The 13,565-nt window shown below is 71.1% G+C and carries 13 protein-coding genes; 1 reads left to right on the top strand and 12 read right to left on the bottom strand.

Annotation, left to right across the window (positions count from 1 at the left end):
• Window positions 1-34: 34 nt before the first annotated feature.
• From ACIHCM_RS17065 to ACIHCM_RS17030, 8 genes are all read right to left on the bottom strand, one after another.
• On the bottom strand, window positions 35-448 hold the full coding sequence (locus tag ACIHCM_RS17065; RefSeq protein ID WP_399895847.1) for a cytidine deaminase family protein: 414 nt from the start codon (window positions 446-448) through the stop codon (window positions 35-37).
• A gap of 165 nt (window positions 449-613) precedes the next feature.
• Complete coding sequence (locus ACIHCM_RS17060; protein WP_399895844.1) at window positions 614-1,411, bottom strand: enoyl-CoA hydratase/isomerase family protein; 798 nt, start codon at window positions 1,409-1,411, stop codon at window positions 614-616.
• Window positions 1,408-2,688: a cytochrome P450 gene (locus ACIHCM_RS17055; RefSeq protein WP_399895841.1), complete on the bottom strand. Its 1,281-nt coding sequence runs from the start codon at window positions 2,686-2,688 to the stop codon at window positions 1,408-1,410. Before ACIHCM_RS17055 ends, ACIHCM_RS17060 begins: the two co-directional genes overlap by 4 nt.
• A 60-nt stretch (window positions 2,689-2,748) precedes the next feature.
• Window positions 2,749-4,125 (bottom strand): cytochrome P450, encoded by a 1,377-nt coding sequence (locus tag ACIHCM_RS17050; protein ID WP_399895838.1) that lies wholly within the window; start codon window positions 4,123-4,125, stop codon window positions 2,749-2,751.
• Between the two features lie 10 nt (window positions 4,126-4,135).
• Window positions 4,136-4,696: a GTP-binding protein gene (locus tag ACIHCM_RS17045; RefSeq protein ID WP_399895835.1), complete on the bottom strand. Its 561-nt coding sequence runs from the start codon at window positions 4,694-4,696 to the stop codon at window positions 4,136-4,138.
• 3 nt (window positions 4,697-4,699) lie between these two features.
• Complete coding sequence (locus ACIHCM_RS17040) at window positions 4,700-5,083, bottom strand: DUF742 domain-containing protein (RefSeq protein ID WP_399895832.1); 384 nt, start codon at window positions 5,081-5,083, stop codon at window positions 4,700-4,702.
• Window positions 5,076-5,903 carry a roadblock/LC7 domain-containing protein gene (locus ACIHCM_RS17035; RefSeq protein WP_399896407.1) on the bottom strand — a complete coding sequence of 276 codons (828 nt, stop codon included), beginning with the start codon at window positions 5,901-5,903 and terminating at the stop codon, window positions 5,076-5,078. The genes ACIHCM_RS17040 and ACIHCM_RS17035 overlap by 8 nt, the downstream gene beginning before the upstream one ends.
• Before the next feature lie 20 nt (window positions 5,904-5,923).
• A complete protein-coding gene (locus tag ACIHCM_RS17030) occupies window positions 5,924-7,057 on the bottom strand; it encodes an ATP-binding protein (protein WP_399895829.1) in 1,134 nt (377 codons plus the stop codon).
• A 780-nt stretch (window positions 7,058-7,837) separates the two neighbouring features.
• On the opposite strand from ACIHCM_RS17030, the gene ACIHCM_RS17025 reads away from it, so the two are divergent.
• Window positions 7,838-9,124 (top strand): peptidase, encoded by a 1,287-nt coding sequence (locus tag ACIHCM_RS17025; protein ID WP_399895826.1) that lies wholly within the window; start codon window positions 7,838-7,840, stop codon window positions 9,122-9,124.
• Window positions 9,125-9,237: 113 nt separating this feature from the next.
• Here the strand turns inward: ACIHCM_RS17025 and ACIHCM_RS17020 are convergent, their stop codons facing one another.
• The 4 genes from ACIHCM_RS17020 to ACIHCM_RS17005 form a co-directional block, all read right to left on the bottom strand.
• On the bottom strand, window positions 9,238-10,176 hold the full coding sequence (locus tag ACIHCM_RS17020) for a penicillin-insensitive murein endopeptidase (protein ID WP_399895823.1): 939 nt from the start codon (window positions 10,174-10,176) through the stop codon (window positions 9,238-9,240).
• Window positions 10,177-10,182: 6 nt separating this feature from the next.
• A complete protein-coding gene (locus ACIHCM_RS17015; protein WP_399895820.1) occupies window positions 10,183-11,931 on the bottom strand; it encodes a glycoside hydrolase domain-containing protein in 1,749 nt (582 codons plus the stop codon).
• A gap of 140 nt (window positions 11,932-12,071) precedes the next feature.
• On the bottom strand, window positions 12,072-12,806 hold the full coding sequence (locus ACIHCM_RS17010; protein ID WP_399896404.1) for a D-Ala-D-Ala carboxypeptidase family metallohydrolase: 735 nt from the start codon (window positions 12,804-12,806) through the stop codon (window positions 12,072-12,074).
• A 216-nt stretch (window positions 12,807-13,022) separates the two neighbouring features.
• The gene (locus ACIHCM_RS17005) at window positions 13,023-13,526 is read right to left on the bottom strand and encodes a hypothetical protein (RefSeq protein ID WP_399895817.1); all 504 of its coding nucleotides are present in this window, start codon (window positions 13,524-13,526) and stop codon (window positions 13,023-13,025) included.
• Window positions 13,527-13,565 lie beyond the last annotated feature (39 nt).

Genomic DNA, 13,565 nt, shown 5'->3' with positions numbered 1-13,565 from the left:
GGAGGGCGGTCCGGCGCATCCCGCGGCGCGTTCGTCACCCGGCGTCGAGTTGATGGTCGGCCCAGACATAACTTTCGGGCAGCAGGTCGGTGATGAGGACGGTGCGCAGGCGGCCGTCCGCGCCGACGATGACCTCGAGGGCGGGGAAGTAGTCGAGCAGCACCTGGCGGCACCGGCCGCACGGGGGCACGACACCGCGGTCACGGTCGCCCACCGCGACGATCGTGTCCAGCTCGTCAGCGCCTTGGGCGGCCGCTGCGCCGATGAGGACCAGTTCGGCGCAGGGGCCTCCCGTGAAGTGATAGGCGTTCACCGCCGTGACGATGCGGCCGTCCCGGGCGCGGGCGGCGGCCGCCACGGTGTGGTTGTCGCCCCGGCAGCGGGTGCGCGCGACGTGGGCCGCGGCCTCCACGAGTTCCTGGTCGACGGGGTGGGTGGGGGTGGTCATCTTCTCTGCCTCCGTCAGCTGTCACCCCCGGGGACGCGGCGCCGGGGTGAAGAGGGTGAAGTCCCGAGGCAAGGGCCCCGCCGACGTCGGCGGGGCCCTTGCCTCGGATTGAGCGGCTGTGCCCGGTGCTTCCCGGGCGGACGCCCGGACTACGCCACTGACGCGTCAGTCACGAGCCCGGCTTCGGGTGAGCTGTGTGGTCAGCAGGTGTGAGTCGAGCAGGGCGAGGTCGCCCGTACGGGCGGCTTGGGCGTATGCGGTGAGCATGCGTTTGGTCAGGACGAGTGCCTCGGGGGAACGCCGGGCGAGGGGTTTCGTCCAGGCGGTGATGACGTCGTCCAGCTGGTCCAGGGGCGCCACTTTGTGCAGGAGCCCGAGCTGGTGGGCGGTGGTCGCGTCGAAGGCGTCGCAGGTCAGCATGAGTTCGCGGATCCTCGCGGCGCCGGCCTCCCAGATGAGGCGGCCCATGGCGCCGCCCCACGCGGGTGCGAGACCGATGCCGACCTCGGGCATGCGGAACTGGGCGGTGTCCGAGCCCGCGCGGAGGTCGCAGTGGGCCGCGAGGGCGAGTCCGGCGCCGATGACCTTGCCGTGGAGCCGGGCGATGGTGACGGCGTGGGTGTTCTCCAGGGCCTGACACAGCCGGTGGGCCTTGTCCGCGATGCGGCGCAGCGACCCGATGCTCGGGTCCGTCGCCAGGGCCTCCTGGAACTCCCGGCGGTCGGCTCCCAGACAGAAGTCGTCTCCCTGGGAGGCGAGGACCAGGACGCGGATGTCCGGCCGGTCGTGGAGGCCGTCGAGGACGGCGATGAGTTCGTCCAGGACGGCGGCGCTCAGCGTGTCGTCCTGGAAGGCGGCGTTGAGCTGGATGCGCAGCACAGGGCCGGTCTGCGTGAGGCCCAGGGATCCGTGCGCGGAGGGGGGAGTGGGCGCGGTGGGGGCGGGGGCGGTCGAGATGTTCATGCGAGGGCGACATCCAAGTTCAGCAGGCGCCTGAACGCCACCCGGGGGGCACGGGCGGGCCGGCGGACCAGGGTGAGCCGGGGCAGGCGTGTGAGGGTCCGGCGTAGCAGGGTCTGGGCCTCGAGCCTGGCCAGGGGCGCTCCGAGGCAGTAGTGGATGCCCGCGCTGAAGGCGAGGTGGGCGGGCTTGCGGTGGGGGTCGAACAGATCGGGAAGGACGAAGCGGGCGGGGTCCCGATGGGCGGCGCCCACCATGAGGTGTGCCATCTCGCCCGCGCGGACCTCGACGCCCTCCAGGAGACAGTCGGAGGCGGCGATACGGCTGATCACGTGGGTCGGAGGGTCGTAACGCAGTGCCTCCTCCACGAACGCCGGGACGAGGTCGGGCTGTTCGGCGAGCAGGCGCCAGCGGTCGGGCTGTTCGACGAGGTGGAGCGTCATGGTCGACAGGAGGGTCGAGGTCGTTTCCAGGGCCGCCAGCAGGACGAACAGGGCGAGGAAGTAGACCGCTTCATCGGCCTTGTCCTGGTCCGGCTCCATGGAGTCCCAGGTCCGTATCCAGCGCGACACGGGGTCCTCGCCGGGGCGCGCGCGCCGTTCGCGCACCAGGTCGAGGAAGTAGGTGCGCAGTTCGGCCATGGCGATGTCGGATCGGGTCAACTGGCTTGCGGAGGGCAGCAGCTCCTGGGTGAAGACCTGGTCGTGCGTGAGTTCCCGCAGGAGCGGCCAGTCCGCGCTCGGCAGCGCGAGCCAGTCCCCGACGGTGGCGACGGGGAGTTCCTCACACACCAGGGCCGCGAAGTCCGCCTCCCCGGCGCGCAGACGCTCGTGCACGGTGTCGAGGAAACGGTCGACGAACCCGCTCACCCGACGGCCGATGCGGTCGATGGTCTGCCGGTCGAAGTTGCCCGCCGACCGGCGCACGCGGGAGTGCTCCGGGGGGTTGAGCGCGGGCAGGGTGCGGCTGATCTCGCGGCTGGAGGGAGCGCTCCAGCGGGTGCGTTCGCCTTGCTGCTCCCTCCACTTCGTGTCGGGTTCGAGCCAGGCGCCGCTGCGCAGCACCTGGTCGCACGTGCGGAAGGTGGTGACGAGGAAACCGCCCCAAGGGGCGGGGCTGACTCCGCCCCGCGCTTGGAGTTCCGCGTAGAGAGGGAAGGGATCGGCCTGTCCTTCAGCCGTACGGAGGCGGGAGAACAGGGAGACGGTGGCCCGACGGTCGGCCGAGCTAGCCGTGGCAGTCCCCACGATGACGGCTCCTTTCTGGTGACCAGCCGCCATACGTACCCGTGAGGTATTTGAAGCATCCAATAACACTGTCGTTTCTTAGGGTTACTTACATCACTCGCCCCTCACCCAGGCGCGGAAGCGGCTGAACAGGCCACCCTTGTGCTGCGGCGCGTCCTGGGCCGGCCGAGAGTGCGGGGACACCTGGGACGCGGCAGCGGACGGCTGCGCCGGCTGGGCCGCGCGCGAGGCGAGCGGCGTCGAGGGGGCGGCCGGCGGGACGGGGCGGGGCGTGAACCGCACGGGAACGGCCGTCAAGGAGCGGCTCCACGGGGCCGGCACCCAGGCGAGTTCCTTGAACGGGACGCCCACCTCCATGTCAGGGAGCCTGTTGAGCAGGGACTCGACCGCCGTGGCCGCGATCATGAACGCCGGGTCCTTGGCCGGGCACGCGTGCGGGCCGGCACCGAAGGCGAGGTGGGCCTTGGCGCTGAGCTGCTCGCGGTGCTCCGTCAGCTTGGGGTCGGTGTTGGCCGACGCGAAGGAGATCAGCACCGGGTCGTTGGCCCGCAGCGTCCTGCCACCCAGCTCGACGTCCTGAGTGGGGTAGTGGGCGGCGTAGTTGGCGATCGGCGCGTAGTTCCACAGTGTCTTCACGACCGCGTCCTCGATCGGCAGTCCGGCCGGCCACTCGTCGCTGAGGTACAGGGCGCTGCTGGTGCCGATCGCGGCGGCCAGGGGCGCGGTTCCGCCGGAGAGCAGGGTGACGAGCTGGTGCAGCACCTCCTCGTCGGTGAGCCGGGCGGAGTGCACCATCAGACGGGTGGTGAGGTCCTCGCCCGGCTGGCTGCGCTTGAGGGCGATCAGTTCGGCGAGCGCGCCGCCCAGCACCTCGTCGGCGCCGGCGGTGCCCTGGAAGATGCCGGTGATCCCGGTGATGACGCGGTCGCCCAGCTCCGGCGGGCAGCCGAACAGATCGCCGAACACCAGGAGCGGCAGCGGCTGGGCGTAGGCGGTCATGAGCTCGGCCTCGCCGGCGCGGTCGGAGCTGAACCGGCTGATCAGGTAGTCGGCCGACTGCTGGACCAGACGTACGAGCCGGACCTGGTCGACCGTGGCGAGGCTGTCCGTCACCGCCTGCCGCAGCCGGGCGTGTGCGGCGCCGTCGCTGAACAGGGCGTTGGGGCGGTAGCCCATCATGGGCAGGGCCGGGCTGTCGGCGGGCACGCGCCCTTCGTTCCATGCGTTCCAGCGGCGCGAGTCCCGCACGAACAGGGCCGGGTTCTGCAAGATGTACAGGCTCGCGTCGTAGCTGGTCACGAGCTCGACCTGAACGCCTGGCGCGATGTCGACGGGGGCGCTGTGCCCCAGCGAGCGCAGGTGGGCGTACTGACGCTCCGGGTCGGAGCCGAACTCCGGTCCGTACAGCGGGACGTTGCCGTGAGCGGGGCAGCCGGCCGGTATGCCGGCCGGGTCGGATTGCTGGTGCATGCCGTGGCTCCTAGCCAAGTATGGACATGAGGTGCTTCACGAGGGTGATGAGGGACTGCGCCGCGGAATCCTGGTTGCGGACGTCGCAGTAGTTGATGGGGGTCTCATCGGAGAGGTTGAGCGCCTCGCGTACCTCGTCGAGCGGGTAGTCGGGGGTTCCGTCGAAGCGGTTGACGCCGATGGCGTAGCCCAGGCCGAACTGCTCGACCAGGTCGAGGATGGGGAAGCTCTCGTGCAGTCGCTCGGGGTCCACCAGCACCAGTGCGCCCAGCGCGCCCCGGGACAGGCCCTCCCACATCTCCTTGAAGCGCTCCTGACCCGGCGTTCCGAACAGGTAGAGGACGAGGGTGTCGCTGAGGGTCAGACGACCGAAGTCCATCGCCACGGTGGTGGTCGTCTTGTCCGGGGTGCCCGACAGATCGTCGAGGCCCTCGCTGGCCTCGGTGATCTCCTCCTCGGTCTGGAGGGGTTCGATCTCGGAGATGCTTCCGATGAAAGTGGTCTTCCCGACCCCGAAGTGGCCCATGACGAGGATCTTCACGGAACGGGAGACGGCTGGATCCAGATACACGGCTTACGCTCCGAATCGTGTCTTCAGGCCGTCGAGCACGGCGGTGAGCAGTTCACGGTCGACACGTTCGGCACGCGGCGCCGGATTCCTCACGAAGATCAGGCCGTCCTCCGCCATCTGCGCCAGCAGGATGCGCACGATGCCCAGGGGCAGCCGCGTGTAGCCGGAGACCTCGGCCACGGACAGGAAACCGTCGGCGATCAGGTCCATGACCGCGCGGGCCTCCGGGGACAGCGTGCGGGCCGCGGCCGAGCCCCCTTCCTGGGCGGTGACGAGTGTGGTGTGCTCGTACTCGTGCTCCGCGGGCAAGGCGCGTCCCTTCGCGATGACGAACAGAGGGACTAACGCCGACGTCAGCTCCAGCTCGCCGTCCGCTTCCTCATGCATCGCCGGCCCTCCCTCCCTGGGACACCTGCCGCGCGACGAGCGCAGGTATCACGTCACTCAGGCGCGTGGTGAACTCCTCGATGTCACAGTCGTGTTCGGCGGCGGCCGCCAGGAAGGCGCCGGCGCCTGCCGCGATCAGGAAGATCCAGCCGTGCTGGAACTCGATGACCGTCTGGCGCCACTCGTCGTCGCGCAGTCCGCCCGCGAACGGCGCTGTGGCACGGCTGTAGGCGTGGATCCCCGTCATGGCCGCGGAGATCGTGTCGGCGAGGTCCCGGCCGATCCCGGTACTCGCCCCCCGGGGCAGACCGTCCGCGCCGAGCAGCAGAGCGTGCCGGGCACCCGGCACGGAGGCGATCACCTTGTCCAGTTCGGGCAGGACGAACCCCGTTCCGCCCGCTTCCTCGCGCCGCACCGAGGCACCGCCCCCGGCCGAGCCCGGGTCACCGGCAGTCACCCGGGGCGGGGAGGTGAGGTTGTTGCCGAGCCGGGCGACCAGCCGGTTCATCCGGAAGGAGATCTGCTGCATGTCGACGTCGGGCTCCGCGGCAGCGGCCAGGAAGGCACCCTGGCCGGCCCCGATCAGGAACACCCAGCCGTGCGAGAACTCGACGATCGTCTGGTTCCACAGCCGCTCCTGCGACGGTCCGGCGAAGTGGGCGGTGGCCCGGCTGAGCGACTGCATGCCGGCCATGGCGGCGGAGATCGTCCGGACGTCCTTCTGGTTCAGGCCGTCGGTGGACCCGCGAGGGAGGCCGTCCGCGGACAGCACCACGGCGTGCCGTGCCCGGGGTACGTTGTCCACGATGTCCTGGACCATCCACGACATGTCTGTAGTTGTCATGCCTCTTCGGACCCTTCAGGAGTCGGGGCTTCGAGGTCACGGCCCGACAGCGTGCCGCGCTGAAATGCCCCCAACCCGCCGCCGGAGCCCCGGGAGGCCCTCCTGGGCGTCTGCTCACCGCCGGGGACGCCCCCGTCGGTGGGGACGCTGGTGATGGGCGACTTGCGCGCTCCACGCTTCGGCAGCCCGTGCACCGTGCGTGAGCTGGACTGCTCACGGCCTTCACCGCGTCGGATGCTGCTCACCTGCGCCTCGGTGGCCGGCGGGGTGGTCTCCTCCATGGTCCACAACTCCTCGGGCAGCAGGACGACGGCACGGACGCCGCCGTACCGGGAGACTCCGGTGACGTCCACCTTGAAGCCGTACTGACGAGCGATCAGACCGATGACGGGGAAGCCGAACTTCGGCTGGGTGCCCAGTTGCGACAGCCGGGGGACGGCGTCGCCGGACAGCAGAGCGGTCGCCTGCTGCCGGTCCTCGTCGCTCATGCTGACGCCGGCGTCGTCGATGACGATGCACAGGTTCTTCTGTACGCGCTGGAACGTCACCTCGATCGGTGCGTCCGCCTGCGAGAAGCTGGCAGCGTTGTCCAGCAGCTCGGCCACCGCCAGGGCGACCGGCGCGACGGCGGACGACTTCAGGGCGATGCCGCTCGGCTGCATGATCTCGACCCGGTGGAAGTTCCGGATCTGGCTCTGGGCGCTGCGGACGACGTCGTAGACACTTGCAGGCTGGTTGCGCCGGCCGAGAGGCGCGCCGCACATGACAGCGATGCCCTGAGCCTTCCGGGCCATCTGCGCGTTGGCGTGGGTGACCTCCATCAGGTCGGTGAGGACGGCGTGCCCGCCGTACTTGCGCTGGATCTCGTCCAGCAGCACCGTCTGCTCGACCGCGAGGCTCTGCAGGAAGCGGGCGGCGCCCTTGAGGACCGCCTTGGTGCTCTCCTCCGCGGCCTGCTCGGCCTCCCGGATCACACCGTCCTGCTCGCTGCGGACCTTGGCCAGCTCGTGCTGCACGCGGGTGAGTTCGGCCTCGGCGTAGTTGAGCCGCTGGCCGAGTGCGGCTTCCGACTCCCTCTTCCTCACCCCCAGGGCTCTGTTGCGAAGTACGAGCGCTGCGACCGCGGCCATGGCTGTCACCGCTATCGCAACCAGGCACCAAAGAAGCACGTCTTGAGTCATGGAAACCTTTCTCGGCGCATGGCATGCAGGCGTCGACGGACCTCGCAAGGGGCCCGCAACCCGTCACACGAGGACTGCATTGCTGCTGGTGCGAGGAACACCTCGGGTCAGCACCCGAACAAAGTGGATCAAGGTCGCAGACGGCGGAATGCTATCACCGTCAACTCGGCGCGCCGTCGCCCCCGTATGGCGTCTCCACAGGATCAACAAGGGTGCTCGCAGAGGGCGTTGACGGAAATCGACAAGCTGGCCGAGAACCACTGCCGCGTCGGCCGGGCCGGGCTTCGGCGGCATGCTTCCGGGCGCCCTGACCCGGGCGTCCGACGGGAATGCCGGTGGCCCGGCCACGTGGCGCCCGCCACGCCTGGGCGCGATCGGGCACATATGGCACGCCCCTCGTGCCGGTCCGTGGCCCGGGCGGTGCGGCGTCCTGGCGTCTCTGCGACATGGCGCCAAGACGTCAGGACCGGTGGTGCCGGTGCGGCCAGCCGGCGCCGGGCCCCGCGCGGTGCGATGACATGGCTCACAGAAAAGGCGCCGCCTCCGTGGGCAACTGTCGCGGTTGGTGCCCTTTGTTCGTGCGATGTGGCGCCTGTTCCGTCGGGGGCGCGAAAAGCCGGCTGTGGTCCTGATCGTCCGGGACATACGATCACCGGGGCGTCACGCCGCGTGAGCACTCCGCGGCGCGACCACCCACAATCTTCTCCTCCACCCGACCAGGGGTTCACCTTGAAGTTCCGCTCCGTTCTCGCGACCGCCGTCGCCGCCTCCGTGACCGCCCCGGTCGTCCTCCTCGCGGCCGCGCCCGCCTTCGCCGACGAGAAGCCGGCCGCGCGGGCGGTGAAGACGAACTCGACGATCGACGAGTTGAAGAAGGCTGTCGCCCTCGCGCAGAAGGAGTACGACGCCGCTGTCATCGCGGTGAACGACGCCGTCAAGTTCTTCGAGGAGGACATGGCGGCGGACACCTACCCGACCAATGTCGCGCTCGCCGAGGCCAAGAAGGCCGCCGCTGCAGCCGCCGAGGTGAAGGCCGAGGCAGACCAGGCGGTCGTGGACGCGCAGGCCGTGCTGGACGCCGCCACCACCGACGAGGACAAGGCCGCGGCGCAGAAGGCGCTCGCCGAGGCCGAGAAGGCCGCCCAGGAGGCCGCCGAGGCCAAGACCGCCGCCGACGCCGAGGTGGCCGAGGCGAACACCGCCCACGGCGACGCCCGGGTCGCCCAGGTCCGGAAGATCGGCCTCCTTCAGAAGGCGCGGGACGAAGCCAGGACGAAGCTGGACGACGCGAAGAAGGCACTGGCGGACGCCGAGGCCGAGGAGGGCGAGGAGCCGGGCGGCGAGTGCGTCCCCGAGCCCAGGCTCACCGCCGTCGTCAGCGGGCTGCCGAACAAGGTCGTCGGCGGCACCACGGCGAACTTCACCCTGCGCGTCACCAACGGCACCGACAAGACGATGGACGAGGTGTTCCCGTACGCCGCCGTCCATGCCTTCGACTCCAAGGGCCTCGAGGCGCTCGACTCCTACCTCGACCTGGAGTGGTCCACCGCGGCGAACCCGCAGTGGCGCGACACCGACCTGATGGGCGGCCTGTCCGTCGGCCCCCTCGCGGCCAAGTCCTCGGCCGACGTGAAGCTGCGCCTGAAGGTCGACGCAGGCATCCCGGCCGGCCAGGGCGCCGCCTTCGCCTCGGCCGACTACGTCAACAAGGACGACTCCTGTGGCGGCTACCCGGACCTGAACGACCACGAGTTCCAGATCCTGGCCAAGGGCAGCGACCCGGGCAAGGTCGAGGACGCCGAGGGCAAGCCCGGCAATACCGGCAACACCACCGAGCAGGGTGGCACCTCCACCACCGCCGTGAACGAATCCGGCGGCAGTGGCAACGGCCCGCTCGCCGAGACCGGTTCGAGCGAGGCGCTGCCGAAGGTCGCCCTCGTGGCCGGCGCGGCGCTGGTGCTCGGCGCCGGCGCGGTGGTCGCCGCCCGTCGCCGCAAGGCGGACGCCGACGCCTGACCGGCACGGTGAGACGGGATCGGGCCCGCCCCTGGAGGGGGCGGGCCCGATCCTGCTTCCCCGGTTCCACGAGGTCCACGGCCGTGCGGCGCCGACGCCGGGCCGCGGCCCCGCTACCGGTAGCGCACGTGCAGGTGGTTGTCGTGGTTCGGGTAGCTCGTGGTCAGCCCCTCGGCGATCAGCTGCGGGTCGTTGAAGAAGATCAGCTCGACGTGGCCGGGTGCCTTCGCCCGGATCTCCTGCACCAGCCGGCGGGTGGCCGTCCGGTCGTACGTCGACGACTGCCAGGTGATGCGTCCTGCCGTGCACTGTGCCGAATCGGTGCGGATCGGCCACACGTCGATGTCCATCCCGACCTCGTGGCTCGCGTGGCCGGGTATGTCCCCACCGTGCTCGAATCCCGCGTCGCCGACCGGCAGCCGGCCGTTGCCGGTGGCCGTGAAGGTGGCGGCGGCCGCTTCGAGCTGGCCCACGGCCCCGGCTGTCGCCCAGTGGGCGCCCGCGTTGCCGTCGGGACTCTGCGCGCACATCGTTCCCGCACCGAAGTCGATGTTCTCGTAGTGCCACAGCAGGTTCTTCCATGTGGCCGGCCCCACGACGCCGTCCACACCGATCCCGGCGTGCGACTGGAAGGTGCGCACCGCCGTGTGAGTGGCGGGCCCGAAGGCTCCGTCCACCGAGAGGCCCGCGCCCCGCTTCGCGTTGAGCAGCGACTGGACCGCGCGCACCGCCGGGCCGTCGTCGCCCTGCCGTACGGTGATCGCGAGCGCGCCCCAGGTGGCGGGCCCCACGATGCCGTCCGCGGTCAGGCCCTTGGACTGCTGGAAGCCCACCACGGCACTGCGCGTGCCGGAGCCGAAGACGCCGTCGGCGGTGACCGTGCGGCCGTGCGCGGTCAGCAGATGCTGGAGCGCGACGACGTCGGTGCCCCGGTTGCCGTTGCTCGTCAGCGGGAACGCGGCCTGGGGGAAGGCTTGCGCGGGGACGCCCGCCGCGAGGAGCAGACCGGACATCGCGGCGAACAGCGCGAAGACGCGCACGAGTTGTCTCATGACTTCTCACCTACCTGACTGGAGGGCGCCCCAGGTGCCGGGGCCGACGATGCCGTCGACGCCCAGCCCACGAGAGGACTGGTAGTCGCGTACGGCCTGGGTGGTGCCCGAGCCGAAGATCCCGTCGATGCCCACCGTCCGGCCGAGCGCGGCGGTCAGGGCGCGCTGCAGACGGGAGACGGCCTCTCCGGTCGAACCGTTCCGGACGGTCGGGGTGGCCCCGCCGGACAGCAACGCGGTCCAGGTCCTGGGGCCGACCACGCCGTCCGCCGTGAGTCCCTTGCCGGCCTGGAAGTTCCGGGTGGCGGTGGTGGTGCCGGGGCCGAAGATCCCGTCCGGTGCGCCGGGGTCGTGACCGGCGGCCTTCAGCAGGCACTGGGCCGCCTTGACCAGGTCGCCGGTGGAGCCGCTGCGCACGGTGGGGTACGCGGTGAAGTCGAGGCCGGCTCCGGTGCAGCCCGGCTGCGGCGGGGTGCCGGTGCCGACGTCGAGGTAGTCGCGGTCGATGTTGATCGAGTAGCCGCCGTAGGACTCGGTGACCTCACCCGCGTACTGGTGGATGCGCTGGTGGTCGGACCAGTGGGTGGACGGCACGTAGGAACCGGTGTCGGTGTCGGCGGCGCCGTTCCACCAGGCGTAGAAGATGTGGTCGACGCGCGTGTAGGCACCGTTGCCGTACTCACTGGCCGCGTCCCTGATGCCCGAGGCGGCGCTGGAGTAGAAGCCCGAGAGGTAGCCGCTGCTGTGCAGCCGCTCGGTCCACCCGGACAGGTACGACAGTACGGCCGCCTTGCAGGAGGCCGTGGAGGTGTATGCCTCGATGTCGCTGTAGAGGGCGCTGCCCGCCGGGATGCCGAGGTTCGACGCGGCGGTCACGGCGCCGGCGGCCGCGGTGACGCCCTGGGACCTGGCCGTGGCCGGGTCGCTGGACATCTTCAGCGAGTAGTTGGTGCACGGCGCCTGGCGCCCGACGTCGATGGGGATCAGACGCCACCCGTTGCCGGTCTGGTTGGTCACCCAGCTCGCGGTCAGGTTCGGCTGGGCGCAGCCGCGGAAGGAGCCACTGATGTAGACGCCGACCGCGCTGTACGGCGAGCCGGCCTGCCAGGCGTTCATGGCGGCCTGGGAGGGCGCGGTGCAGGCGTCGAAGCCCTTGCCCAGGTAACTGCCGGGCTGCGGCCCGGCCGCCGCCAGGGGAGCGGCGCCGGAGTGCTGTCCCGTGCGGGGCAGCTCGGTGCGCCGGGCGCCCGCGGTGAGTTCGGCCGAGCCGAGGACGCCGCGCACCAGGCTCTCGGTCCCAGGGGTGTGCGCCGCGGTGACGAGGACTCCTGCGTCCTCGACCGCGACCTGGATGGTCCCGTTGCTGGAGGTGGCGGTCGGGGCGGTGGCCTTGCCTCGTGGCGTCCGCGCGGTCGCAGCCGTCGACCGGTCGGCGGAGCGGGCGGTGAGGGGCTCGACGACGATGCCCGCCGTACGGCCGACGACTCGGGCGGGGCAGTCGTTCTGCTCGGCGGGCTCGCCCACGTAGACGGCGGGGCTGTCGAAGCGGAGGCAGGCACGCGGGTTCTCGGTCAGATCGACCACCCGCCAGTCGGTGGGCACCTCGATGCGGTATCCGTGATAGGTGACGGTCTGCCGGGTCCCGGGCGGGGAGTCCGCGAGGGCGGGTGCGGGGACCGAGAACGCTCCGATACCGGCGAGCAGCGCCAGTACGGCCGTTGTGGCGCGGACGCGCCACAGGTTGCGGGACGACATCAGGGCACTCCAACTCGGTGCGGGGAGAGTGGGGAGTTACGGCAGGGGAGGTCTGCGCCGTGCCGGGACGAGTGAAGGGCGTCCCGGCACGGCAGGCCGGCCCCGTGCCGGGGCCGAGCGGTGCTCGGGGGATGCGCCGGTCAGATGCCGCAACTGGGCGCGGACCAGGAGCGGCTGGTGCGTCCGTCCAGGTGGGTGTGGTCGTCGTGGCCGGGGTAACCGGGGCCGAAGATCCCGCCGAAGCCGTGGTAGCGGCCCCGCTGCGCGAGCTGGCAGAACGACGGGTTGCCGACCACGTCGGCCGCGTCGCCGTACAGGTGCCGGCTGTTCGAGGCGCCGCCCACCGCGTTGTTGCAGGCGTGGGAGCGGAAGCCGCTGGTCACGACGATCGGGACGTCGCCCATCGCGCGCCGCATGGCCTCCAGCTTCCACATCGTGCGCAGGGCGTTGGACTTGGCCGTCGCCGCGCTGACCGCTCCGCCGGACCAGTCGGAGTTGCACTTGTTCAGCTCGGCGTAGGTGAAGTGGATCGGTGTGCAGTCCGGGTCCTGGAGCGCGTAGATCTTGCTGAACGTCTGGGGCCCTGCGGCCCCGTCCGCCGACAGCCCGTACGCCTGCTGGAACTTGGCGACCGCGGCCTTGGTGCGCGGGCCGAAGTTGCCGTCGACGGACAGGATCTCGCCGTAGTCGACATGCCCGGCCACCCGGATCTGCAGCTGGGTCACGTCGGCGCCCGTCATGCCCTGCGACAGGGTGCGGTTCCAGGTGTAGCACTCGTCGGCCTGGGCCGGGCCGGCCGTGGCCAGCACGCCACCCAAAGTGGCGGCCATGAACATGACAAACGAAAGGAGAAGTCGGATCGTACGTCTCGGCATCATGCCTCCGTCCCGATTCATGAGTAGCCGCAAGGGGCTGAGCCGAGTCTGGCGCCGGGAGCCATGGCGTGTCCACACTGTCACCATCTGCCACAGGACCAGACCACCGGCATAACTCACGCCTTGGTACGGGCAGTTGTGCGGAGCGGTGCGGCGCGGTCGTTTCACTTGGGGTTCCCGGCACCTGCCCGCCGTGTGCTGTTCGCCGCCACGAGGCTAGGCGGGCACGGCGCAGGCGGCGGTGGCGGTCAGCGCGGAGCACAGGAGGGTGACGCCGTTCAGCCGCCGCGCGAGCAGGTCGTCCCAGTGTTCCCCGTTGCCGGAGAGCCTGCGCAGAGCCGGGGTGAGGGCCCGGCCCGCGCCGAAGCCGAGTCCTGCGGCCAGGGCGGGGACGTAGGACCCGCCCGACAGCAGCACCGCGACCGCCAGCGCGTACGGCGCACTCGCCGAGAGGTAGGTACGCACGCCCGTGCCGAGTTCGAAGCCGAACTGCGCCGCCCCGCGCACCAGATGGCGGCGCAGCACGTCCTGCGGGATCTGCCGGGCGTTCTGCGGCAGGCGCAGCGGCAGCCTGCCCGCGTCGCGCAGCGCCGCCACCAGCGCGACCACCACGATCAGCGCTTGCCGCCCGGCAGCCGGCGCGGGGGTGAAGAGACCGGACAGAAGCCACAGCACCCCGGCCGTGAGCGTCCCGCCGGCCAGCAGGCCGCCGGAGAACACGCCCAGGACGACTGCCTGCCGGTACGTCGCCCGCCAACC

Source organism: Streptomyces sp. NPDC052023, from assembly GCF_044548465.1.
Taxonomy (GTDB): Bacteria; Actinomycetota; Actinomycetes; order Streptomycetales; family Streptomycetaceae; genus Streptomyces.
The sequence above is the reverse complement of the archived record's forward strand: the minus strand, read 5'-3'. Positions and strand labels throughout refer to the sequence as shown.